Genomic DNA, 22,627 nt, shown 5'->3' with positions numbered 1-22,627 from the left:
GACCCGCGCCCGGTGGTCACGGCGCCGTGAGCGGCGCAGCGGGCCGTCAGGTGCCGATCACGCCGCCGTCGTCCTTGGTGACGACGACGGTGGCCGAGCGCGGCGTGGCGACGCCGTCCTCCGCGGGCCAGGCGCTCTGCCCGTTCTCCCCTGGGTGCTGCACGTTGACGAACAGCGTGCGCTGGTCCGGGGTCATCGCGATGCCGGTGATCTCGCACTGCTTCGGCCCGGTCAGGAACCGGCGCACCTCCGGCGCTCCCGTGACGTCGGTGCGCGTGGGGTCGGCCGCGAGCATCTGGTTGTTGGCCGAGCCGGGCTGGGTGCCGTCGGTCTGGATCCACGCCCGGCTGTCGGGGTCCAGCCACAGCCCGTCGGGCGAGCCGAAGGCGTCCTCGGCGGCGATCGTGGAGCCCTCGACGCCGCCTCCCGGGCCGGCGAGCAGGAAGACGTCCCAGGTGAAACCGGTCGCCGCGTGGTCGCCGCCGTCCTCGTCCCACCGGATGATGTGCCCCCACCGGTTGGCCGTCCGCGGGTTGGCGGCGTCGGTCTCGGTGCGCTCGGTGTTGTTGGTGAGGGTCAGGTAGGCGGTGCCCGTGCGGGGGTCGACAGCGGTCCACTCCGGCCGGTCCATCGGCGTCGCCCCGACCAGCGTCGCCGCCTGCCGGGTGTCCACCAGCACCGCGCCCTGGTCGGCGAAGCCGTTGTCCGCCGTCAGCGGACCCTGCCCGTGCACCAGCGGGATCCAGGTGCCGCGGCCGTCGGCGTCGAAGCGCGCGACGTACAGCGTGCCCTCGTCGAGGGGGCTGCGGCGGCGGGCCCGCATCGACCTCCAGTTGTCGGCGCTGACGAACTTGTAGAGGTACTCGAACACCTGGTCGTCGCCCATGTAGACGACGACCCGGCCGCCCCTGGTCACGTGGACGGTGGCGTCCTCGTGCTTCAGCCGGCCCAGGGCGGTCCGCTTGACCGGCGTCGACCATGGGTCGAACGGGTCGATCTCGACGACCCAGCCGAACCGGTTGGGCTCGTTCGGGTCGCCGGCGGTCAGGACGAAGCGGGGGTCGTGCGCCGCCCAGCCGTTGCGGTCGCCGCCCACCCCGTACCGCGACACGCGCGCGGCGTCGGCCGGGGCGAGCGGGCCGTCGACCCGGAAGTACCCGTTGAAGTTCTCCTCGCAGGTCAGGTACGTCCCCCACGGGGTCTCGCCGTTGCCGCAGTTGTTGATCGTGCCCAGCGGGGTGCTGCCCTGCGGGTCGGCGCCGGTGCGCAACAGCGGGTGCCCGGCGGCGGGCCCGGAGAAGGCCATCGGCGACGTGGCGGTGATCCGGCGGTTGCGGGCGGACCGCACCGGGGCCCACTCGCCGGAGCGGCCGCGCTCGATCTCCACCACGGAGACGCCGTGCGCGGCCTGCGACTTGTGCACGCCCTCAGCGGTGATCGGCTTGTAGCCGGCGGTGTAGCTCCCGGTGTGCAGGTAGAACTCGTCGGTGTACTCGTGGTTGAGCACGAGCAGGCCGCGCTCGTCGCCCCGGCGCCCCGACTCCAGCGGGAAGTACGTCATCCCGTCGTGGTGCATGCCCACCTGCTCGGCCTGCTGGGCGGCGGTGTTGCCCGACGCGTTGCCGCCGGGCTCGCCGGGGGTCCCGGGGACGAACGCCGGGTGCGCACCGGTGATCGGCGTGCCCCACGGGATCAGCACCCGCGCGGTGTAGCCGGCGGGCACGTGCACCACGTCGTCGGTGCTCGGCCCGATCGGGGCGAAGCCGAGCAGCGCCCGCCCGGCACCGCGGCCGGGCGCGGCCTGCGCCGCCGGGGGCGCGACCAGGCTCGTCGTCAGGAATCCGGCGGCGGCGAGCACACCGCCGGTGAGCACGGCTCGGCGGGAGACCCGCGCCGTCACGAGGTCCGACAGCGGGGTGCTGCTGGTCGGGTTGGACGGCAGGTCGTCGGGGTCGACGGCGTCGGGGCGGGCGGGGTCGGACGTCAGCGTCACGGAGGATGCTCCTGGGATTCGGCGGTGGACCGCCGCGGACGCTAGGGAGCCGGATCGACGGCGCCGTGGCCGCCGGGCGGCCGACCGGTGAACCCGGTGGCCACCCGCCGTTCACCCGTCCCGGTCAGCCGGCGACGGGCAGCACCAGGAGGCGCAGCAGCCGGTCCGCCTCGGCATCGGGGTCCTCGGTGAGCCCCGTGTGCACCGGGCCCGGCTGGACGACGGTGCTGCGCGGCGCGGTCAGCCAGCGGAACCGCGACCCCAGCGCCTCCCGGCCGGCCGCGCCCACCCCGGGGTCGGCCGCGCAGACGTCGGCGGCCACCTGCAGCGCCCGCCGGATGGCCTCGGCGTCGGCGGTCGGGTCCAGGGCGTGCAGCCGGTCGACGTCGAGGTGCACCCGCGAGCCGAGGTAGTCCCGCTGCCGGCAGTAGACGAGGACGCCGGCGTTCAGCGACTCCCCCCGCTCGACCCGCGGCACGACCCGCAGGACGGCGTACTCGAAGGTGTCCCGGGTCATCGCTGGGTCACCCCCTCCGGCGGTGGCGGCCCCAGCCACGACGGCCGGTTCTCGCCCCGCGGCGCCCGGCGGCGCGACCCTCCGGCCTCCGCGGCGGCCACCAGCGGCGGCAGCCAGGCGTCCCGGGCGGCCAGCCGGGCCAGCAGCTGGTCGGCGTAGCGGGCGCGTACGGCGTCCGGGGCGTCGTCCGGGGAGGGACCCTCCAGCCACTCGTCGGGCACCTGGGCCAGCACGCCGGCCAGCAGCTCGGGCGTCACCCGCGGCCCGAGCGCGGCGTCGGCCGCCCGCAGGTCGGGCGCGCAGTCGATCAGCGCGTGCTGCGCGGCGTCGTAGGGCCGCGCAACCGCGGCCGCGGCGCCGGGCCAGTGGTGGTGGAACGTCAGCGCGGCACCGTGGTCGATCAGCTGGAGCCGGCCGTGCCAGAACAGCATGTTGGGGTTGCGCCAGGAGCGGTCGACGTTGCCGATCAGCGCGTCGAGCCAGAGCACCCGGCCGGCCGGCTCCGGCTCCACCGACGCGACGCCGGCCTCGAAGTCCAGCGCGCCGGGCAGGTAGTCCAGGCCGAGGTTGCGCCCGGCCGAGCGCTGCAGCAGCTCCTGCACCTCGGGGTCGGGCTCCCCCACCGCCAGCTCCGGCGCCACGTCGACGGTGACCAGCGCGGGCACCGGCAGCGACAGCGCCCGGGCGAGCTCGCCGCACACGACCTCGGCGACGAGGACCTTCACGCCCTGCCCGGCGGCCCGCCACTTGACCACGTAGGTGCCCAGGTCGTCGGCCTCCATGAGCCCCGGCAGCGAGCCACCCTCGCGCAGCGGGGTGACGTAGCGGGTGGCGGTGACGGCGGGCAGCACAGTGGCCGCGACCCTACCGGCGGCCCGGCCGGGGAGACTGCGGGCGTGGGCCTCCTCCGCGCGACCTCCCCCGCCGACCTCGCCGACGCGCCGTTCACCTATCCCGATGTGGGCGCGACCCGGGACGCCGAGCTGCCGGCCGGCTACGACCACGTCGAGCGGTCCGTCGTCGTCGGCCGCGGCGACGCGGTGTTCGAGCGCGCCGCGGCCGCGGTGTTCGACTGGCGGGCGCAGCGCGGCGTCGGGCTGCGGGTGGCGGCGAGCGGTCCGGCGTCCGAACCCGGCACGGTCGTCGTCCTCACCGCCGGCCTGCCGCGGCTGGGCTACGACATCCCCTGCCGGGTCGTGTGGGCCCGGACCGACGGCGACGAGCACGGCTTCGGCTACGGCACCCTGCCGGGGCACCCCGAGAGCGGCGAGGAGGCGTTCCTCGTCCGCCGCACGCCGGACGGCGAGGTCGTCTTCGCGGTGCGGGTCTTCGCCCGGCTGGCCTCCCCGCTCGCCCGTCTCGGCGGGCCGGTGAGCACCGTCGTGCAGCGCCTGGCGACCGCGCGCTACCTGTCGGCGATCCGGCGGGCCGCCCGGGACCGATGAGTCCCGGACCGCCGGCCGGTCGGACCTGGGAGCGAGCGGACCGGGGAGGCGGCGTGGGGCTGGCGGAGGACGTCGAGGCGGTGGTGGCCGGCTCCGTGGCGGCGGGCGGGGTGCCCGGCGCGGCGTGGTGGGTGTCCCGGGGCGGCGAGGTGGCCCGGGGCGCGGCGGGGGCGCACACGCCGGGCGGCGACGACCGCATCGGACCGGACACCGTGTTCCGCATCGCCTCGATCACCAAGCCCGTGGTCGCCGCGGCGGCGATGGCGCTGGTCGACGACGGCACGCTGGTCCTGGACGACCCGGTGGACGACGTCCTCCCCGAGCTCGCGGACCGGCGGGTCCTCGCCGACCCGGCCGATCCGGCGGCGGGGACCGTGCCGGCCCGCCGGGCGATCACCGTCCGCGACGTCCTGACGTTCCGGCTGGGGCTCGGGCTGGACTTCACCGTCCCGTGGCCGTCGCCGACGGTCGCCGCGCTGGGTGACGCCGGCCTGCCCGCCGGGCGGCCCAACCCGCAGGCGACGCCGGAGCCGGACGAGTGGCTGCGCCGGCTGGCCACCGTCCCGCTGGCGTACCAGCCCGGGGAACGCTGGCTGTACCACACCGGCGCGAGCGTCCTGGGTGTCCTCGTCGCCCGGGTGGCCGGCCGGCCGCTGCCCGACGTGGTGGCCGAGCGGGTGCTCGATCCCCTCGGCATGGCCGACACCGGGTTCGGCGTGCCGGAGCACGCGCGCGGCCGGCTCGGTCCGCACTGGACCCCGCCGTCCGACGACGGCACCCGCGCGCTCTACGACCCCGCCGACGGCCAGTGGGCCCGACCGCCGGCGTTCCCCGACGGCGGCGACGGGCTGGTCGCGACCGTCGACGACCTCGCCACCTTCGCCAGGATGCTCGCCGCGGGCGGCCGCACGCCGCGCGGGAACCGCGTGCTGAGCGCGGCGGCGGTCCGGGCGATGACCACCGAGCAGGCCGGCCCGGTCGACGACGAGGGCGGCGGCTGGGGGCTGGGCATCGGCGTCCGCCGGGCCGACGAGCCGGGCGGCCGGCACGCCGGGTCCTTCGGCTGGGACGGCGGCCTGGGCGGCTCCTGGTGGACCGATCCGGTCAGCGGGGCCACGGCGATCCTGCTGACCAACCAGATGTGGTCCTCCCCCGAGCCGCCGGCGGTGTTCGGTGACCTCCGGGCCGTCGCCTTCGGTGCGGCCCCGCCCGCAGGCTCGTGCCGAGCCGGCGAGGCGTGAGGCGGGCGGGGTCCTCCTCAGACGTCCCGGCGCTCGAGCAGCACGGCGCCGATCGCCCAGGCCCCCAGCGCCCACGCACCGACGACCACCAGGCCCACCGGCCAGGTCGACGCGCCGACGAGGAACGCGTCCTCGCCGACCCGCAGCGCCGGCAGGGCCTCACCGAGCCGCTCGGTCCACGGCCCGCCGTCCGCGGCCAGCAGCACCGGAAGGACCAGGACGAGCAGGAGACACGCCCCCACGCCGCCGGCGGTCGAGCGGAGCGCCGTCCCGACGGCCACCCCCAGCACGACCAGCGCGACCGCGCTCAGCACCTGCAGCCCGAGCGGCCGCAGCACGGAGGGGTCGGTGAGGTCCACGCCGCCGGGCACGACCGTCAGGAGCCGGGCGGCGAGCGCACAACCCACGGCCAGGACGACGGAGAGGACGGCGACGAGCGCGGCGACGACGACCGTCCGGGCCAGCTGCAGCCGGGTGCGCCGGGGCACCGCCGCGTACGAGGCGAGCGCCATGCCGGTGGTGTGCTCCCCTGCCCCGACGAGGACGCCCAGGACGACGAGCACGACCTGGCCGAACCCGAACCCGGTCAGCGCCGTGGAGACGGCGACGCCCGCCGCCGGCGCCCGGTCGGTGACCGCCGCGGCCAGCCAGCTGAACGCCCCGACCACCACCACGTAGACCGCGCTGGACCACCACGTCGAACGCACCGAGCGCAGCTTGGTCCACTCGCTGCGCAGCAGCGCGGGGAACGGGACGCCGCGGCTCACCGGGCCACCGCCCGGTACTCGACCTCGTCGCCGGTGAGGGCCAGGTAGGCCGCCTCGAGGGAGACCGTCACCGCGGTCAGCTCGTGCACCCGCACCCCGGCCGCGAAGGCGACGTCCCCCACGGCGACGGTGTCCAGGCCCTCCACCCGCAGCGCGCCGTCCACCTCCAGGGACACCAGCGCCCCGGCCTGCCGCAGGGCCGCCGACAACAGGGGCGCCTGCGGGCTGCGCACGCGCACGGCCGCGTGCCCGCCCAGCAGGTCGGGAACGGCCACGTCGGCCAGCAGCCGGCCCCGGCCCAGGACGACGAGGTGGTCGGCGGTGTCCTCCATCTCGCTCATCAGGTGGCTGGACACCAGCACCGTGCGGCCCTCGGCGGCGAGCCCGCGCAGCAGCTCGCGCACCCAGCGGATCCCCTCCGGGTCCAGCCCGTTGACCGGCTCGTCGAGGATCAGGACGTCGGGGTCCCCCAGCAGCGCGGCGGCGATGCCGAGCCGCTGCCCCATGCCGAGGGAGAAGCCGCGCACCCGCTCGAAGGCGACGGCGCCGAGGCCGACCAGCTCGATCACCTCGTCGACCCGCCACCGGGGCAGCGCGTTGCTCTGCGCGAGGGCGAGCAGGTGGGCGTGGGCGGTGCGGCCGGGGTGCCACGCCCGCGCGTCGATGAGCGCGCCGACCCGCCGCGCCGGGTGGTCCAGCTGCCGGTAGGGCACGCCGAGCACCGTCGCCGTCCCGGCGGTGGGCCGGGTGAGCCCCAGGACGCAGCGCATCGTCGTCGTCTTGCCCGAGCCGTTGGGGCCGAGGAAGCCGGTCACCCGGCCCGGCTCGATGCGGAGGGTGAGGTCGTCGACGGCGACCCGGTCCCGGTACTCCTTGGTGAGGCCGTCGAGCTCGATCACGCGCGTCAGCATGACGACCGCGGACCCGGCTGCCGCGGAGGCGCGGCCGTCCGTGTGACGCGGCGGGCGCCGGGTAGCGGTCCGGTACCGCACTCGCAGTCCCGTCAGGAGAAGCCATGCCCCCCGCACGTCAGCCCGACCAGTCCGCGCCCGCCACCGTCAGCCCCACGGGGGTGGTGTACGAGGGCCCGGCGGCGGGCCGCGACCCGCGGGGGCAGGCCGGCGACGCGCTGACCACCCCCAACGGCGTCCGGATCCCCGACTCGGACCACTCGCTCAAGGCGGGCCCCCGCGGCCCGGTCCTGCTCGAGGACTTCCACCTGCGCGAGAAGATCATGCACTTCGACCACGAGCGGATCCCGGAGCGCGTGGTGCACGCCCGCGGCGCGGGGGCGCACGGCGTCTTCACCGCCAACGGGAAGGCCGCGAAGGTCACGCGGGCCGCCGTCCTGGCGGAGAAGGGCCTGGAGACGCCGGTCTTCGTGCGGTTCTCGACCGTGCTGGGCTCGCGCGGGTCGGCCGACACCGTGCGCGACACCCGCGGGTTCGCGACGAAGTTCTACACGCGGGAGGGGACCTGGGATCTGGTCGGCAACAACATCCCGGTCTTCTTCATCCAGGACGCGATCAAGTTCCCCGACATCATCCACGCGGGCAAGCCGCACCCGGACCGGGAGATCCCGCAGGCGCAGTCGGCGCACGACACCTTCTGGGACTTCGTCACCCTCCACACCGAGGCCACCCACCACACGATCTGGAACATGAGCGACCGGGGCATCCCGCGCAGCTACCGCACGATGGAGGGCTTCGGCGTCCACACCTTCCGGCTGGTCAACGCCGACCGGGAGACCGTGCTGGTCAAGTTCCACTGGAAGCCCCGGCTGGGCGTGCACTCGCTGACGTGGGAGGAGGCGCAGATCGCCGCGGGCGTCGACCCGGACTTCCACCGCCGCGACCTGTACGACGCCATCGAGGCCGGCGCCTTCCCCGAGTGGGACCTCGGCATCCAGGTCTTCCCGGACACCCCCGAGGAGACGTTCGAGGGCATCGACCTGCTGGACCCGACGAAGATCGTCCCGGAGGAGCTCGCGCCGGTGCAGGTGATCGGCACGCTGGTGCTCAACGGCAACCCGACCAACTTCTTCGCCGAGACCGAGCAGGTCGCGTTCCACACCGGGCACCTGGTGCCGGGCATCGAGCCGACCAACGACCCGCTGCTGGCCGGCCGGAACTTCTCCTACCTCGACACCCAGCTCACCCGGCTCGGCGGCCCGAACTTCACCCAGATCCCGATCAACCGGCCGCACGCGCCGGTCAACGACAACACCCGCGACGGCTTCCACCAGCACGCCGTCCACACCGGGCAGGCGCCGTACACGCCCAACAGCGTCGACGCGGGCGCGCCGTTCCCCTCCGACTGGGCCGAGGGCGGCTACGTGAACGTGCCGCGGGTGATCCAGGGCGAGGCGGTGCGCGCGGCGCCGGCGTCCTTCGACGACCACTTCTCGCAGCCGGCGCTGTTCTACGCCAGCCTCACCGGCGTCGAGCAGCAGCACGTCATCGACGCCTACACCTTCGAGCTCGGCAAGTGCTACGAGCAGGGCATCAAGGAGCGGGCGCTCACCGTGCTGGCCCGGATCGACGCCGAGCTGTGCACCCAGGTCGCCACCGGCCTGGGCCTGCCCGCGCCGGAGCTCGACCCCGTCCGGCCCACCGTCGAGTCCCCCGCGCTGCGCCAGATCACGCCGACCCCCTTCCCGATCGCCGGCCGGATCGTCGGCGTGGTGGCCGGTCCCGGCGCCGACCTCAAGGGCATCGCCACGCTGCGGACGGCGCTCGAGGCGGAGGGCGCGCTGCTGCGGGTCATCGCCCCGCACGGCGGGCAGCTCGTCGACGGCAAGGACGTGGAGATCGTCGAGCGGACCTTCGCCACCGGCCGGTCGATCGAGTTCGACGCGATCGTCGTGGCCGACGGCGCCCCGAAGGACGGCGACTTCCGCGCGCTGGTGATGCTGCAGGAGGCCTTCCGGCACCTGAAGGCGGTCGGCGCGTGGGGCGACGGCGTGCAGGTGCTCCAGACCGCGGGCATCGACGTCGAGGCCCCGGGCGTGCTCACCGGCAAGAAGTCGGACAGGGCGCTCGCCGCCGGCCTGGTCGGCGCCCTCGGGCTGCACCGCGCCTGGGACCGCACCCCGCTGGTCAGCGCCTCCCTGGTCCCGCCGACTGTCTGAGCTCCGCCCCCGAGGGGCAGAAGTGGCCACTTCTGCCCCTCGGGCACCCCACCTGGTCCACGAACAGGAACGTCCGCGTCGCCATGTCGCCTCCGTGCCGGAGGACAGCACTGTGACCCCGCGCCTGCCGGAACGCATCCGTTCCGCTCCGGCACCGGCTCAGGCGGTCGGGGCGGCGTTGTCGGCGGTCGCCTGCAGGACGGTCTTCACCTGGAACGGCGTCAGGCCCGGGTGCTTGGCGAGGATGAGTGCCGCGTAGCCCGCGATCACCGGGGCGGCGAAGCTGTTGCCCGTCGCCGTGATGGCACCGCCGTCGAGCCAGGCGACGTCGACGTCCACCCCCGCCGCCCCGAACTCGACCGGCGGGTCGGGGTTGTAGGCGAAGCCCGGGCCGGGCCCGGGCCGGGCGGCCACCGAGCAGACCGACGAGTAGAGCGACGGGTAGCTCGCGGCCGGGGTGTTGTTCACCGCGGACACGAGCAGCACCCGGCGGAAGTAGGCCTCGTCGGCCAGCTCGTGGAACAGCGGGAAGTACTCCCGCCGCGACGTGCTCAGGCTGAGGTTGACGACGTCCATCCCGGCCTGGATCGCCCAGCGCAGGCCGGCGGCGAAGACCAGGCCCTTGCCGGTCAGCCGCCGTCCGAGGACCCGGACGCTGTGGATCTCGCAGTCGGGGGCCAGTCCCCGGATGACCCCCGCGCAGGCGGTGCCGTGGCCGAACAGGTCCTCGTGCGGCCCCTCGAGGACGCGGACGTCGTCCGGCGCGTCCGGGTCGTACTCCAGCGCCACCGCGCCGTCGACCCCGCCGACGCGCGGGTGCCCTCCGTCGACGCCGCTGTCGATGACGGCGACCTTCACGCCCCGCCCGGTCGAGCCGCCCCAGGCCCACTCCCGGGTGATCGGCACCCCCAGGGGTCGGACCGTCCCCAGCCGCTCGGCGGTGAACGGTTCAGACCAGGCCGGCAGGTCCACCGCGCCGTCCCACGTAGGCGAGGAACTCGCTCAGCAGCCCGACGACGACCCGCTGCTCGGCTGCGCCGAGCCGGGACACCTGGGCGAGCACGGCAGCCGGGTCGGTTCCGGGCGGTGCGGTCGGCGACGTCCGCGCCAGGCCGATGGCGAGCGCCGCCTGGTCGGCGAACAGGGTGAGCAGGTCCATGTCGTCGCGGCCGTCGACCGCCTGCCGGTCGAGCACCTCGACCACGCCGATCGCCTCGCCGGAAGCGGTCATCGGCGCGGCGAGGATGGACCGCGGCACGTAGCCGGTGGACTCCGCGACGTCGACGGCGAAGCGCGGATCGGCGCGGACGTCGTGGACGGCGATCGGCTGCCCGGACGAGACCACCCACCCGGCGATGCCCCTGCTCACCGGCAGCCGCAACCCGACGACCTCGTCGGCGCCCGCCCCGCTCGCGGCGCGGAAGACGAGGTGCTCGTCGTCGGGCTCCAGGACGGCCAGCGAGCAGGCCGCTGCACCGAACACCCGGCGGCCCAGTTCGGTGAGCGACGTCAGGAGGGCATCCACGTGTTGCGCGGCCACGAGACCCCCTGCATTGTCCGGAATCCGACAACTCCGACGTCCGACGGCGGACAGGCTGCCCGCCGCCGCGCCGGGACGGTAGTGCTGCACCGCAGCAACCACCACAGGAGGACGTCATGACCGAGACCGACCGCCCCGTCCCCGAGCCCGCCGACGTCGAGGGCCACATGCCCCTCCGGTACAGGGCCGACGCCGAGACCGACGAGACCCCCGACGTCGAGGGCCACATGCCCTTCAAGCGAGCCGACGCCGAGACCGACGAGACCGACGACGTCGAAGGCCACCGCCGCAACTTCCGGCACGCCGACGCCGAATCCGACGAGACCGACGACGTCGAAGGCCACCGCCGCCACTTCGCTCGGGCCGACGCCGAGACCGACCCGCCCGAGGCACCCCAGGGCTACAAAAAGCCGTGACCGGAGCCCGCCGCCCCGACGTGGACGGCGCGGTCGAGGCGGGCGGCGAGCCGAACGGGCCGATCGACCCCCTCCGGGATCTCCTCGACCCCGGGGACGTCACCGCCGCGCTCACCGCCGCACTGGTCCGCGGCGGCACGTGGAGCGAGGTGTTCGCCGAGCACCGCACCAGCTCCACCGCGCGGCTCGACGACGGGGAGCTCGAGTTCCGCAGCGACCGGGACGTCGGGGCGGGGGTCCGCGTCGGGGGGCGCGGACCCCGCGGCTCCGCCTCGACCACGCTCCTCACCCGGCCGTCCCTGCTCCGGGCGGCGGAGGCGGCAGCCGCCGTCCGGGACGGAACAGGCTCCCGGGTCGCCGTCCGTCCGCTCGACCGGACGACCGCACCGGCCGTCGGCCGGCCCCCGGCCGACGTGGACAGGGCCGACGTGGACACGGCCGTCCGGGCCGACCTGCTCCGGCGGGCGGCGGACGCGGCGCACGGAGCGGGCGCCGCCGTCCGCTCCGTGACGGTGACCCTCGTCGAGGTGGTGCAGCACGTCCTCGTCGCGACCAGCGACGGGCTGCTCGCCCGGGACACCCGCGTGCGGACGCGGATGACCTGCCGCGTCGTGGCTCGGCGGTCGGGCCGCACGGCCACCGGCTTCGAGGGCCCCGGTCACGGCGGCGGCCTGGAGCTGTTCGACGATCGCCCGCCGGAGGGGATCGGCGCCGAGGCCGCCGGCCGGGCACTGCGCATGCTCGACGCCGGGCCGGCACCGGCCGGCCCCATGCCGGTCGTCCTGGGGCCCGGCGGCGGAGGCCTGCTGGTGCACGAGGCCTGCGGGCACGGCCTCGAGGCCGACGGGGTGGCACGGGGCACCTCGATCTACGCCGGCACGCAGGGCCGGGAACTGGCCGACCCGCACGTCACCCTGGTCGACGACCCGACCCTGCCCGGCGGGTTCGGCTCCTACCGGGTCGACGACGAGGGGGCGCCGGCCGCCCCGACGGTGCTCATCGACTCCGGGGTGCAGGCGGCCGCGATGACCGACCGCTCGACCGCTGACGAGCTCGGCCGGCCGCGCACGGCAAACGGCCGCCGCGAGTCCGCCGCGTCGGCCCCGCTGTGCCGGATGAGCAACACCCACCTGCGCCCGGGCCCCGCCGACCCGGCCGATCTGCTCGGTGACGTCGCCCACGGCGTGTACGTGTCGCGGCTGTCCGGCGGGGAGGTCGACATCGCGACGGGCGACTTCTCGTTCACCGCCAGCGAGGCCCACCTGGTCGAACGGGGGGCGCTCACCATGCCGCTGTCCGGAGTGACCCTCCTGGGCAAGGGACCCGCCGCGCTCGCGGGCATCTCGGCCGTGGCCGACGACCTCGTGTTCACCCAGGCGCTGTGCGGCAACGACGGTCAGTGGGTGCCGGTGTCCTACGGCAGCCCGACGCTGCGCATCGACGGCCTCGTCGTGACGGGGGTGGCCTCGTGACCGACGCACCGGACATCGCGGGAGCGGTCGACGCGCTGCTCGCCCGCTGCCAGGGCCACGAGGACGTCGAGGTGTACGGACTGCACCGGCTCGTGACGCGGGTCGAGGCCGGCGCCGGGGGCCGGCTGCGTCGGGTCGGCCGGTCGGAGAGCCAGGGGGTGGGGCTGCGGCTGGTCACCGGCGACCGCATGGGCTACGCGTCGACCACCGACCTCGGCGCGGCGGGGCTGGCGGCCACGCTGGGGTCGGCTCGCGCGGCAGCGGCGCTGTCCACGCCGTCCCCGGCGAACCGGCTGCCGGACCCCGCGCCGCTGCCACCGGCACCGTCCTCGTCGTCGGCGGAGGGCACGGGGTTGAGGCACGGCATCTCCCTCGCCATCGAGCTCGCCCGCCGCGCGCCGACCCTCGACCCGCGGGTGCGGACGGTCGACACCGCCTCCTGGCGCGAGGAGTGCGTGGAGGTCACCGTCGCCTCGTCGCGCGGGGTGCGGACCGGGTACTCCCGACGGTCCGTCGAGGTGGATCTCGCCGTCGTCGGCGAGGACGCCCACGGAACCGCCAGCGGGTACGCGGAGTGGTGGGGCACGGACAGCGGGTGCGATACGGCGTCGGTCGCCCAGGACGCCGTCCGCTCCGCGACTGACCTGCTCGGTCCGCACCGGGCGCTGCCCCCCGGATGGCCGGTCCTGCTCGCCCCCGAGGTCACCGCCCCCCTGCTGGCCGCGCTCGGCCGGGCTCTCACCGGCCCGGCGCTCGACGGGCGCGGACCGTTCTCCGGCGGGCTCGGCCAGGAGGTCGCCGCACCCGGCGTCACCCTGGTGGACGACGGGCTCCACCCGGCGTCCCCCCTCGCGGCGCCCGTCGACGACGAGGGGGTGCCCCGGCAGCTGACGCCGCTGCTGCAGGCCGGCCGCCTCGTCGGGGCGCTGCACACCTCGGCGACCGCACCCCCGGGTCAGCGGTCGACCGGCAACGCGCGCCGGGGCAGTCACCGGTCGCTGCCCGTCGTCGCCCCGACGACGCTCCGGCTCGCGCCGTCCGGCGTGGTGACGGCGGACGAGGCGGTGCACGTCCGGCAGCTGACCGGCGAGGGCAGCGGCATCCGGCCGGTGACCGGACGGGTGGACGTCGGCCTCGTCGGCCACCTCGTGCAGGACGGGCAGCCCGCGGGACGGCTCCCCGTCCTGCCCTGGTCCACGACGCTCGGGGAGTTGTGGTCCCAGGTCGGCGGCGTGGGCGCGAACGCCCGCGTCGTCACCGGCGCCCCCGTCCGAGCGCCGACCGTCCTCCTGCCTCGGGGACTGCGGTGAGCCGGCGCGCGGCGTCGCGCATCCGACCGCGGGGCTGTCGCACACCCCGACAGCCGGGGGATGTCGTCCGGGACAGGCTCGTGCCACCACCCACGAGAGAGAGGGAATCCGAGACGACCGGCACCCACGACGCGAGCGGCCTCGAGCAGGCCGTCGCACAGCTCAGCAGTGCCCTCACCACGCTGCAGGAGACGGCCCCCGGATCCGGCGGCGACGACACGCAGGGCCATTCCCCGCGCTCGTCACCACCGATGAGCAGGGCCGCAAGCAGGTCGGCTACGCGGGCCTGGTCGCACCGCTCATCGAGGCGGTCAAGGAGCTGGACCGGCGCCTCGCAGCCGTGGAAGCACGTCAGGGCGACGCTCCACGCGACCGCTGAGGCGCTGGGGCAGGACGCGATACGAGCCGGGAACGTCCCGCCCGGCCTTCCCAGCGGGGGCGAGGGCAGTCATGCTCACCGGGCCGTTCATGACTCAGATCACATCGTCGTGGGGCGGGGGCATGGTGGACGAGCAGGGACGGGCCCGGGCGCTCTCCCGGTGCCGGCTGTTCGCCGGCGTCCCCGAGGCCGACCTCCAGCGCCTGGCCACCGTCGCCACGGCTCGGCGCTACCGGCGGGGGCAGCTGCTCGTCTACGAGGGGGACCCCGGGGACTCTCTCCTCGTCGTAGTCGAGGGCAGCCTCAAGGCGGTGAGCAGCTCGCCGCACGGCGAGGAGTTGCTGTTGGCCGTCGTGGAGCCGGGGGAGACGGTCGGTGAGCTGACCGTGGCCGACGGCGGTGCGCGGTCGGCGACCATCGCGGCCCTGACCGACGCCACCGTGCTTCGCATCCCACGCGAGGCGGTCCTCTCGGCCGCGGAGCGCTCGCCGGCGCTCACCCGGGCGCTGCTCGACTCGCTCGCCTCCACCGTGCGGCGGCTGACCGGGCACGCCGCCGACCTGGTGTTCCTCGACATCCCGCGGCGGGTCGCCAAGCTGCTGCTGTCGCTCCCGCGGGCAGACGGCGACGCCGTCGTCGTCCGAACCCGGCTCACCCAGGCGGAGATGGCCGACCGGGTCGGGGCCTCCCGGCAGAGCCTCAACGCGGCGCTGCAGGGTTTCCAGCGCCGAGGGTGGGTCACCGTGGGTTCCCAGGAGATCCGGCTGCACGACGTCGACGCGCTGCACCGGTTCGTCGGCTGAGGGACGCCGATGGTCACCGAGCGGGCAGCCGTCACGCGCAGCAGCCCGCGGCGCCAGGTGCTCGGGCGGCGCGACTACCGGTTGCTGCTGCTGTCGTTCACCACGTCCAAGCTCGGCGACTTCCTCTACATCGTCGCGCTGGTCGCGTACGTGTTCGCGCAGACCGGGTCCGCCGCGTGGGTGTCGGCGGCGGCGCTGAGCCGGTTCGTCCCCTACACGCTGCTGTCCCCGATCGCCGGCGTGATCGCCGACCGCTACGAACGCCGCACGGTGATGGCCGCCGGGGACGTCGTCCAGCTGGCGGTGATGACGGGCCTGACGGTGACCGCGGCGATGTCCGGGCCCGTCCCGCTCGTGGTGGTCCTCTCCGCGGTCGCCGCGTCGGCGGCCACGCTGTACCACGCGGCGGCATCGGCCATGGTGACCACCGTCGTCCCGGAGGACGAGCTCGCGGCGGCCAACGCGCTGATGAGCACGGTCGACGAGGTCGCCTTCGTCGCCGGACCCGCGGGTGGCGCGCTGCTCCTCCTGTTCGGCCAGCCGGCGATCGCCCTGGGGATCAACGCGGCGACCTTCGGGATCTCGGCCCTGCTGCTGCTGGCCATCCGCACCCGATCCCGGCGCACCACGCCGTCCGCGCACGGGAGTGTCCTCGGTGAACTGCGGGAAGGCGTCGGGGCCCTGGTCGGAGATCGGGTGGTCCTCGTCCTCGTCGGCTGCCTGGTGGCCGGGACGCTCGTGTACGGCGTCGAGCTCGTCGTCCTCGTCCTGGTCAGCAGCGAGCTGCTCGGGACCGGCTCCCAGGGCCTGGGCTGGCTGCTCGCCGCCTCCGGCGTCGGCGGGATCCTGGGGGCGACCCTCAGCCCCCGGTTCGCGCGGGCACGCCGCCCGAGGCTGACCATCGCCATCCTCGTCCTGCTCACCGGGGTGCCCCTGGCGGCGCTGGCATTGGTCAGGGCGCCGGCAGTGGCCTACCTCGTCCTCGTCGTCGAGGGGGTGGCCATCGTGGCGCTCGACATCCTCATCGAGACGACGATGCAGCGCACCGTGCTGAGGGACGTCCTGGGTCGGGTGTCCGGTCTGGTCCTCTCCCTCTCCGCGGTCGGCACGGCCCTCGGGACCCTCGTCGCCCCGGCCCTGGTCGACGGGCTGGGGCTCCCGGCCACGCTGGCCGTCGCGGGACTGACACCGGTGCTGATCGCGGCCGCCTCGCTGTCGCTGCTGCGCGGGTTCGACGCCGCGACGGAGCGCGGGCGGCACGCGCTGGAGCCGCGGGTCGCCGTCCTGCAGACACTGCGGCTGTTCGAGGGAGCCGGTCCCGCGGCGATCGAGCGGCTGGCCGCCGCGGTCCGTCAGGAGCGGCTGCCCGGGGGCACCGTCGTCCTTCGGCAGGGGGAGCCGGCCGAGGACCTCTTCGTACTCGTGGACGGCGACCTGGTGGTCGACCACGACGACGGCGTGACCGTGCGCCGGATCAACGAGATGACGGCGCCCGACTACCTCGGCGAGATCGGTCTGGTCGAGCGGGTGCCGCGCACCGCCACCGTCACGGCGGCGACCGAGGCCCTGCTGTGGCGCATCCCCGGTGAGCTGTTCCTGGAGGCGGTGACCGGAGCACCCACCCTGTCCCCGACGTTGACCACCGGCATCAGCACCCGGCTGGCCCGCACCCCGGGGAGAGCCTGACGTGTCGCGCAGCCGACAGCTGCGGAGTCGCCGGCTCGACAGTCCGGTGCCGCCGGCGGTCGAAGACTCGCAGTACCAGCAAGTCCGCACCCCGAGGAGGAACCGATGAACCCGCAGCAGCCCGTCTTCGACCCTGACGACACCGAGGGCCACCTCTACAAGGCGCGCGCCGATGCCGAACGCGACGAGACCGACGACACGCAGGGCCACCTCGGCAGGTGGGGAGCGGACTCGGAACGGGACGAGACCGACGACACCCACGGCCACGCCGGCAGGTGGGGGGCCGACGCCGAACGGGACGAGACCGACGACACCCACGGCCACGCACCACGGTGGGGCGCCGACGCCGAGCGCGACGAGACCGACGACACCCAGGGCCACGTCATCCGGGGCCGCTACCGGCCGACCGACCCGAAGGCCCGCGAGGACGACGACGTCGCCGGCCACCTGAGCGGCGCACTCGGATCGAAGAAGAAGACCGAGGACGGGACCTGAGGGCCGGGCGGCCGGAGTCGAACAGGCACCGGCCGCTCGTCACCCTGGCCGGTGACTCGCGGTCGTCCGGTCCGGCGCGTTCCGTGCCCGCAGGAGGATCCGGTACAGCGACAGCCGCCCGGACTCCGCCAAGCCGATCAGCGTGTCCAGCTGCCGCCGGACCAGGACGATCGTCTCGTCACTCGCGATCCGACGCAGGTCCGGCAGCTGCCGGTTGACGTTGTCCCGCCAGAACGCGTGGGTCGGCAGCAGGTCGCCGGAGTGGTCGAGCACCTGCTCGACCGCGAAGTACCGGTCCGAGCACCGGATCATCTGCGGCAGCGTGCTGAACCCGAACCACGGCAGTGCACCGGTCAGCCGTTCGAACTCGGCGGCCTCCGCGGGGTCGTGCAGCAGCTGCTCGGGAACGCTGAGCGTCTGGACGAAGAGCTTCCCGTCGGTCCGCAGGTGGGCCTGAGCCCAGGCGAAGAAGCGCTCCAGCCGAAGGTCGAACAGGCCGACCCGGTTCTCGTGCAGCGTTCCCAGGTGGCCGTCCATCTCGATGGCGGCCATGGCGTCGAACACGCCGGCACGGCCGGCGAGGTGGCGGTCGGCGTCCTCCCAGCTGCTGAGCACCACGTCCAGTCCCCGGGCGGTGCAGACCTCGTGCTCGGTCCGGCTGATCGTGACGCCGAGCGCCTTGGCGCCGCGGTGCTCGGCTGCGACGAGCAACTGTCCACGGCCGCACCCGACGTCCAGGAAGGACGTGCCCGGCCCGACGCCGAGTGCGTCGAGCACGAGTCGGTCGCGGTCGGCCCACGCCTGCCGCGGGTCTGCGCCGTCGCCGAACAGGGCTGTCGAGTAGGTGGCGAAGCCCTGCAGGACCAGCGCGTCGGCCGCCGGGGGGATGCTCACGTACTCCGCCTGCTCGACCCGCTTGCGTCGCGCGTTCTCCAGCGTGTCGAACGTCGGGTCGAGGGAGAACAGGTACCCCTCGACCGTGACGAGGGTCAGGAAGAGCCTGCTGTAGTGGTGCCTCAGTTGCAGCCGGTGCTGCCCGAGGACGCCGAGGAGGTCGACGAACATCGCGGAGAAACTCGGCCGGCCCGCGGAGTCGATCCAGTGCTTCCGCACCAGCCGGCCGACGGCCTCGAAGGCCGCGGCGGGAACGTCCGACTCCTCGACCGGCTCGCCGGCGAGGCGGGTGAGGTGCCGGAGGACGTATGCCGCCGCGAACTCGTCGAAGCCGTCGAGGACGGCGGAGTAGAACGCGAGCAGGTGCTGCCGCTCCTCCTCGGAGACGTCGTGCACCAGTCCCAGGTCGACCAGCACGATCCGGCCGGCGGCGGTCCAGAAGAAGTTCCCCGGGTGCAGGTCCGCGTGGCAGAGGCCGGAGACGAAGATCATGCGGTCGACGAGGTCGTCGACCCGCCGCGCCAGGGTGCCGGCATCGCAGGCGACCCGTCCGATGTCGTAGGGGTCGATCCCCTCGACGAACTCGGTGACCAGCACCTCCGGTGAACTCAGCGCACCGAAGACCCGGGGGATGCGGATCGTGTCGTCGTCGGCGAACTCGCGGGCGAAACGCCGGTGGTTGCGCGCCTCCCGGGTCAGGTCGGTCTGCGAGAGCAGCAGGTCGCGCAACTCGACGACCAGCCCGCGGAGGTTCAGCACCCGTGCGGCCGTGCTCAACCGTTCCGCGGCGCCGGCCAGCGCCAGGAGCACCGTGAAGTCCGCCCGCAGCCGGTCCTCGGCACGAGGCCGGAGGATCTTGACCGCGACGACTTCGCCCGTGACCAGGCGCGCCCGGTGGACCTGGGCCACCGTCCCGGCTGCCACCGGCACCTGGGAGAACTCGGAGAAGACCCGGGCCAGACCGTCAGGGAAGGCCCTCGACAGCACGGCGGTGACAGCAGCAGCCGGTTCGGGGGCCATCCGGTCGCGCAGGACGGCGAGTTCGGCGACCCACCGCGCCGGCAGTGCGTCCACGCGGGTGCTGAGCACCTGACCGACCTTGACGTAGGCGGGGCCCAGTGCGACGAGCAGATCTCGGACCATGGCGGGCAACCGGTCACCGTCCGTGAGCGCGGCACGGGCCAGCCCCGGCGCCCGGCCCCCCAAGACCAGTGGTAGCCGCAGCCCCCGACCCACCTGGGCACCGGCGGCACGCAGTCTGCCTGACACGACGCCGGGTCCGGGCCGGGGCACGGCTCTAGACCCCACTGAGCTGCTCGTCGGACAACTCGTCGAGGAACGCGACGACGTACGGGGTCACGGCGGCGACGCCCTTGCGCTCGAACACCTCCAGGGCCGCCCGCGCGGCCCGGACCGCGTCCGGATGTCGTCCGGCTTGGCGGTAGACCTGCGCGAGGTCGAAGAGGGCATCGCCGTGCAAGAAGTCGAACTCGGTCCCCGCCAGCCGCTCGAGCGCCGACTCGGCGAGGAACACCGCCTCGCTCGATCGCCCCAGCGCGGATGCCACCCGGGCCCTGGCCATCCGCCACTGCACCTGCCCGGCCACATCGTCGTCGTCCGTGACCTCCGCGCTGATGGCCGCGAACCGGCCGGCCTCGTGGTGCAGCCCTTGCAACGACAACGCCTGGGCCAGCACCGCGGCGCAGTTGCACAGGAACGACTTCTCGCCCATCTGCTGCAGCGTCTCGAAGCCCCGTCGCGCCACGGCCTCTGCGGCGAGCGGGTCGCCGGCCAGCAACTCCCGGATGGCGAACTCCATGGCTGCCTGGCCCGCGGCCAGTTCGAGTCCGAGGTCCTCGAAGACCGCGGTGCACTCGGCCGCCAGGCGCCGCGACTCCTCGAACTCGCCGCGCAGCGCGCGCAGGCCGGCGACGGTCTGCAGCAGCGATGCCCGCAGGCGCCGGTCCTCCCCCGCCTCGACCAGGTAGGTCTGGCACCTGTCGATGGCCTCGTCGACGGGTGTCGGCCCGATCAGACTGCAATAGGCCAGTTGGGTGAGCGCGTGGCTGGCGCGCCGCATGTCCCCGACCCCGCGCGCGCCGTCGAGCGCCCGCTGGGTCAGCTCGTCCGCCCGCCGGACGTGCCCCTGTTCCCAGTGCAGCCGGGCCAGGAGGTGCAACCCCCGGACCAGCGCCGGGCCGACCGGCTCCCGCTCGAGCACGGGGAGGAGGGACTCGAGTTCCGCCTCCAGGTCGATCAGACCCCGACCCCTGGTGGTGCACTCCAGCTCCAGCCCGGCCACACGCAGCGAGACGGCGCCCGGGCTCGCTGCGGGCGCCTCGGTCCCGTCCAGCACCTCGCGGGCCTCGTCCAGCCGTCCCGCATCCACCAGCACCGACACCAGGTCGGCGGCGATGGCCGCTCGGTCCTCCTCCGGAGCCACCTCCCAGGCGCGGCGCAGCAGGCCGAGCGACGCCGGGACGTCGAACAGTGCGGATGCACGGCGGCCGGCGGCGGCCAGGTGGCGGGAAGCGCGCCTCGCGAGCCCGATGACGTGCTCGTCCGCCATGCCGATGCCGGCCCGCTGCCGGTAGGCCTGCTCGAGATGGTGGCCCAGGATCTCCTCGAACTGGGCCAGCTTGCCGGCGGCGGCGTCGTACAGCCAGTCGGCCAGGCGCTCGTGCAGTTCGGCCCGTTCCCGACGGGGCATCGCCTCGTACGCCGCATCCCGGATGAGCAGGTGCCGGAAGCGGAACGCGTCGTCGCCGAGGAACCCGGACCGGTCCGGTCGGATCAGTTCCTTGCGCACCAGTGCCATGAGGCTGTTCGCCACGTCGGGCCGCACCTCCGACGGCGACAACTCGGCGACCGCGGTGCGGTAGAAGACCTTGCCCACGACGCTGGCGCGCTCGACCACCGACCGCTCCTGGACGGCGAGCCGGTCGAGCCGCGCGGCCAGCAGTGCCGAGATCGTCGGTGGGATCGGGGTCGTGCCGAGATCGGCCGTGGCGACCCACCGGTTCCCCTCGCGAACGAGAAGGCCGTCCTCGACGAGCATCGCGACCAGTTCCTCGACGAACAGCGGGTTGCCCTCCGCCGCGGCCGCGATGCGGGTCCGGACCGCCTCCCCGTCGGCGATCTGCCCGAGCAGGTTCGCGACCAGCGTCGCGGACTCCACGGGGCTCAGCGGCTCCAGCAGGATGGAGGTGGCGTTCAGCTTCCCACCGGCCCAGCCCGGCCTCTCGTCGAGCAGCTCCGGGCGGGCGATGCACAGCAGGAGGATCGGCGCCTCGCGGCTCCAGTCCGCCACGTGCTCGACGAGGTCCAGCAACGTCGGCTCGGCCCAGTGCAGGTCGTCGAGGACGACGACGAGCGGCCGGTGGCGGGCCAGGTTCTCGAGGAACTTGCGGACGGCCCACGGCACCTCCTCCGCCCGGTTGGCGACCTCATCGGTGCCCGCGAGCGCGGCCAGCCGGTCGGCGACGAGCTCACCGTGCTGATCGCCGGCCATGAGCTCGGTCAGGCGGGCGCGCAGCCGCTCGACGTCGTCGGTCTCCTCGGCGCCGGCCGCCTCCCGCGCGATCTCCACGATCGGCCAGAAGGTGATCCCCTCTCCGTAGTCCAGGCACCGCCCCCTGACCACGGTCGCCGTCGCGCGGACGTCGGCCAGGAAGTCGTGCACCAGTCGCGACTTCCCCACTCCTGCCGGCCCCAGGACGGTGAACAGGTGACAGCCGCTCTCGGCGACCGACCGCTCGAAGGCCTGGTCCAGCAGGCGGCGCTCACGCTCGCGCCCCACCATCGGGGTGTCGGTCCGTCGAGCACGGCCGAGCACGTTCGGGGTCACCGACACCAGCCGGTAGGCCTGGCTGACGTCGTCCTTCCCCTTGAGCACGAGCCCGGCGACCGGCTCGGCGACCACGGCGTCGCGGACGAGCGTCCACGTGACCGGCCCGATGAGGATCTCCGACGGGCCCGCGGCCTGCTCGAACCGCGCGGCGACGTTGACCGCGTCACCGGTCACCAGTGTCTGGCCGCCGGCCGGGTCACCGGCGATGACCTGACCGGTGTTGAGACCCATCCGGAGCGTCAGTTCCACGCCCCACTGGCCGGCCAGCTCGTCGTTGAGGCCCCGCATCGCGTCCCGGAGGTCCGCCGCGGCCCGGACGGCACGCAACGCGTCGTCCTCGTGCACCGTGGGAACGCCGAACACACCCATGACCGCGTCACCGATGAACTTCTCGACCGTCCCGCCGTGCCGCTGCAGCGCCGCCCGGGCCACCTCGAAGTAGCGGCTCATGACCTGCCGCAGCGACTCGGGATCGAGTCGGGCGCCCAGCCGTGTCGAGTCGACGACGTCGCAGAAGAGGACCGTCACCGTCTTGCGGATCTCGCGCTGCGGAGCTGCTTCCACGGCCACGGGCGTGCCGCAGGCACCACAGAAGCGGAAGCGCGGAGGAAGGTCCTCACCGCATGCCCCGCAGGTCGGCATGGGGGGACGATAGGCCCGACGAACCCGTCCGGCTCGGTCGTCGGTGG

The 22,627-nt window shown here is 74.7% G+C and carries 18 protein-coding genes; 9 read left to right on the top strand and 9 right to left on the bottom strand.

The genetic code is table 11. The annotated features are described in order from the left end of the window. Positions 1–46: 46 nt before the first annotated feature. The 3 genes from MY520_RS02650 to MY520_RS02640 form a co-directional block, all read right to left on the bottom strand. On the bottom strand, positions 47–1,993 hold the full coding sequence (locus tag MY520_RS02650) for a PhoX family protein (RefSeq protein ID WP_436689804.1): 1,947 nt from the start codon (positions 1,991–1,993) through the stop codon (positions 47–49). A gap of 124 nt (positions 1,994–2,117) precedes the next feature. Then, complete coding sequence (locus MY520_RS02645) at positions 2,118–2,510, bottom strand: DUF3037 domain-containing protein (RefSeq protein WP_436689802.1); 393 nt, start codon at positions 2,508–2,510, stop codon at positions 2,118–2,120. Next, positions 2,507–3,361 (bottom strand): HipA family kinase, encoded by an 855-nt coding sequence (locus tag MY520_RS02640; RefSeq protein WP_436689800.1) that lies wholly within the window; start codon positions 3,359–3,361, stop codon positions 2,507–2,509. The genes MY520_RS02645 and MY520_RS02640 overlap by 4 nt, the downstream gene beginning before the upstream one ends. A gap of 45 nt (positions 3,362–3,406) precedes the next feature. Here MY520_RS02640 and MY520_RS02635 point away from each other — a divergent pair, with 45 nt between their 5' ends. Next, positions 3,407–3,955, top strand: a complete 549-nt coding sequence (locus MY520_RS02635) for a DUF1990 family protein (protein ID WP_436689798.1) — start codon at positions 3,407–3,409, stop codon at positions 3,953–3,955. 53 nt (positions 3,956–4,008) lie between these two features. Continuing rightward, a complete protein-coding gene (locus MY520_RS02630; RefSeq protein WP_436689796.1) occupies positions 4,009–5,196 on the top strand; it encodes a serine hydrolase domain-containing protein in 1,188 nt (395 codons plus the stop codon). A 17-nt stretch (positions 5,197–5,213) separates the two neighbouring features. Here the strand turns inward: MY520_RS02630 and MY520_RS02625 are convergent, their stop codons facing one another. Together MY520_RS02625 and MY520_RS02620 are read right to left on the bottom strand one after the other, a co-directional pair. Further along, positions 5,214–5,963 carry an ABC transporter permease gene (locus MY520_RS02625; protein ID WP_436689794.1) on the bottom strand — a complete coding sequence of 250 codons (750 nt, stop codon included), beginning with the start codon at positions 5,961–5,963 and terminating at the stop codon, positions 5,214–5,216. After that, positions 5,960–6,862 (bottom strand): ATP-binding cassette domain-containing protein, encoded by a 903-nt coding sequence (locus MY520_RS02620; protein ID WP_436689793.1) that lies wholly within the window; start codon positions 6,860–6,862, stop codon positions 5,960–5,962. Before MY520_RS02620 ends, MY520_RS02625 begins: the two co-directional genes overlap by 4 nt. 116 nt (positions 6,863–6,978) lie before the next feature. Between MY520_RS02620 and MY520_RS02615 the strand changes: the two genes are divergently transcribed. After that, positions 6,979–9,093, top strand: coding sequence for a catalase (locus tag MY520_RS02615; RefSeq protein WP_436689791.1), 2,115 nt, complete (start codon positions 6,979–6,981; stop codon positions 9,091–9,093). A gap of 159 nt (positions 9,094–9,252) precedes the next feature. Here MY520_RS02615 and MY520_RS02610 read toward each other — a convergent pair whose 3' ends face one another. Beyond that, on the bottom strand, positions 9,253–10,065 hold the full coding sequence (locus MY520_RS02610) for a S8 family serine peptidase (RefSeq protein WP_436689789.1): 813 nt from the start codon (positions 10,063–10,065) through the stop codon (positions 9,253–9,255). Continuing rightward, on the bottom strand, positions 10,043–10,633 hold the full coding sequence (locus tag MY520_RS02605) for a GAF domain-containing protein (protein WP_436689787.1): 591 nt from the start codon (positions 10,631–10,633) through the stop codon (positions 10,043–10,045). Before MY520_RS02605 ends, MY520_RS02610 begins: the two co-directional genes overlap by 23 nt. 116 nt (positions 10,634–10,749) lie before the next feature. Between MY520_RS02605 and MY520_RS02600 the strand changes: the two genes are divergently transcribed. From MY520_RS02600 to MY520_RS02575, 6 genes are all read left to right on the top strand, one after another. After that, the gene (locus MY520_RS02600; protein WP_436689785.1) at positions 10,750–11,049 is read left to right on the top strand and encodes a hypothetical protein; all 300 of its coding nucleotides are present in this window, start codon (positions 10,750–10,752) and stop codon (positions 11,047–11,049) included. Next, positions 11,046–12,521, top strand: coding sequence for a TldD/PmbA family protein (locus MY520_RS02595; RefSeq protein WP_436689783.1), 1,476 nt, complete (start codon positions 11,046–11,048; stop codon positions 12,519–12,521). Before MY520_RS02600 ends, MY520_RS02595 begins: the two co-directional genes overlap by 4 nt. Continuing rightward, positions 12,518–13,831, top strand: coding sequence for a TldD/PmbA family protein (locus tag MY520_RS02590; RefSeq protein ID WP_436689781.1), 1,314 nt, complete (start codon positions 12,518–12,520; stop codon positions 13,829–13,831). Before MY520_RS02595 ends, MY520_RS02590 begins: the two co-directional genes overlap by 4 nt. A 468-nt stretch (positions 13,832–14,299) precedes the next feature. After that, positions 14,300–15,013 carry a Crp/Fnr family transcriptional regulator gene (locus MY520_RS02585; RefSeq protein WP_436689779.1) on the top strand — a complete coding sequence of 238 codons (714 nt, stop codon included), beginning with the start codon at positions 14,300–14,302 and terminating at the stop codon, positions 15,011–15,013. Positions 15,014–15,022: 9 nt separating this feature from the next. After that, positions 15,023–16,699 carry an MFS transporter gene (locus MY520_RS02580; RefSeq protein ID WP_436689777.1) on the top strand — a complete coding sequence of 559 codons (1,677 nt, stop codon included), beginning with the start codon at positions 15,023–15,025 and terminating at the stop codon, positions 16,697–16,699. Between the two features lie 105 nt (positions 16,700–16,804). Next, on the top strand, positions 16,805–17,194 hold the full coding sequence (locus MY520_RS02575) for a hypothetical protein (protein ID WP_436689775.1): 390 nt from the start codon (positions 16,805–16,807) through the stop codon (positions 17,192–17,194). A 39-nt stretch (positions 17,195–17,233) separates the two neighbouring features. Here MY520_RS02575 and MY520_RS02570 read toward each other — a convergent pair whose 3' ends face one another. Next, on the bottom strand, positions 17,234–19,231 hold the full coding sequence (locus MY520_RS02570; protein WP_436690006.1) for an AarF/UbiB family protein: 1,998 nt from the start codon (positions 19,229–19,231) through the stop codon (positions 17,234–17,236). A gap of 154 nt (positions 19,232–19,385) precedes the next feature. Further along, the gene (locus MY520_RS02565; RefSeq protein ID WP_436689773.1) at positions 19,386–22,502 is read right to left on the bottom strand and encodes an ATP-binding protein; all 3,117 of its coding nucleotides are present in this window, start codon (positions 22,500–22,502) and stop codon (positions 19,386–19,388) included. Positions 22,503–22,627 lie beyond the last annotated feature (125 nt).

Origin of the sequence: Geodermatophilus sp. CPCC 205506 (genome assembly GCF_051383635.1) — a bacterium.
Taxonomy (GTDB): Bacteria; Actinomycetota; Actinomycetes; order Mycobacteriales; family Geodermatophilaceae; genus Geodermatophilus.
This window is presented reverse-complemented; position numbering and strand designations above follow the sequence as displayed.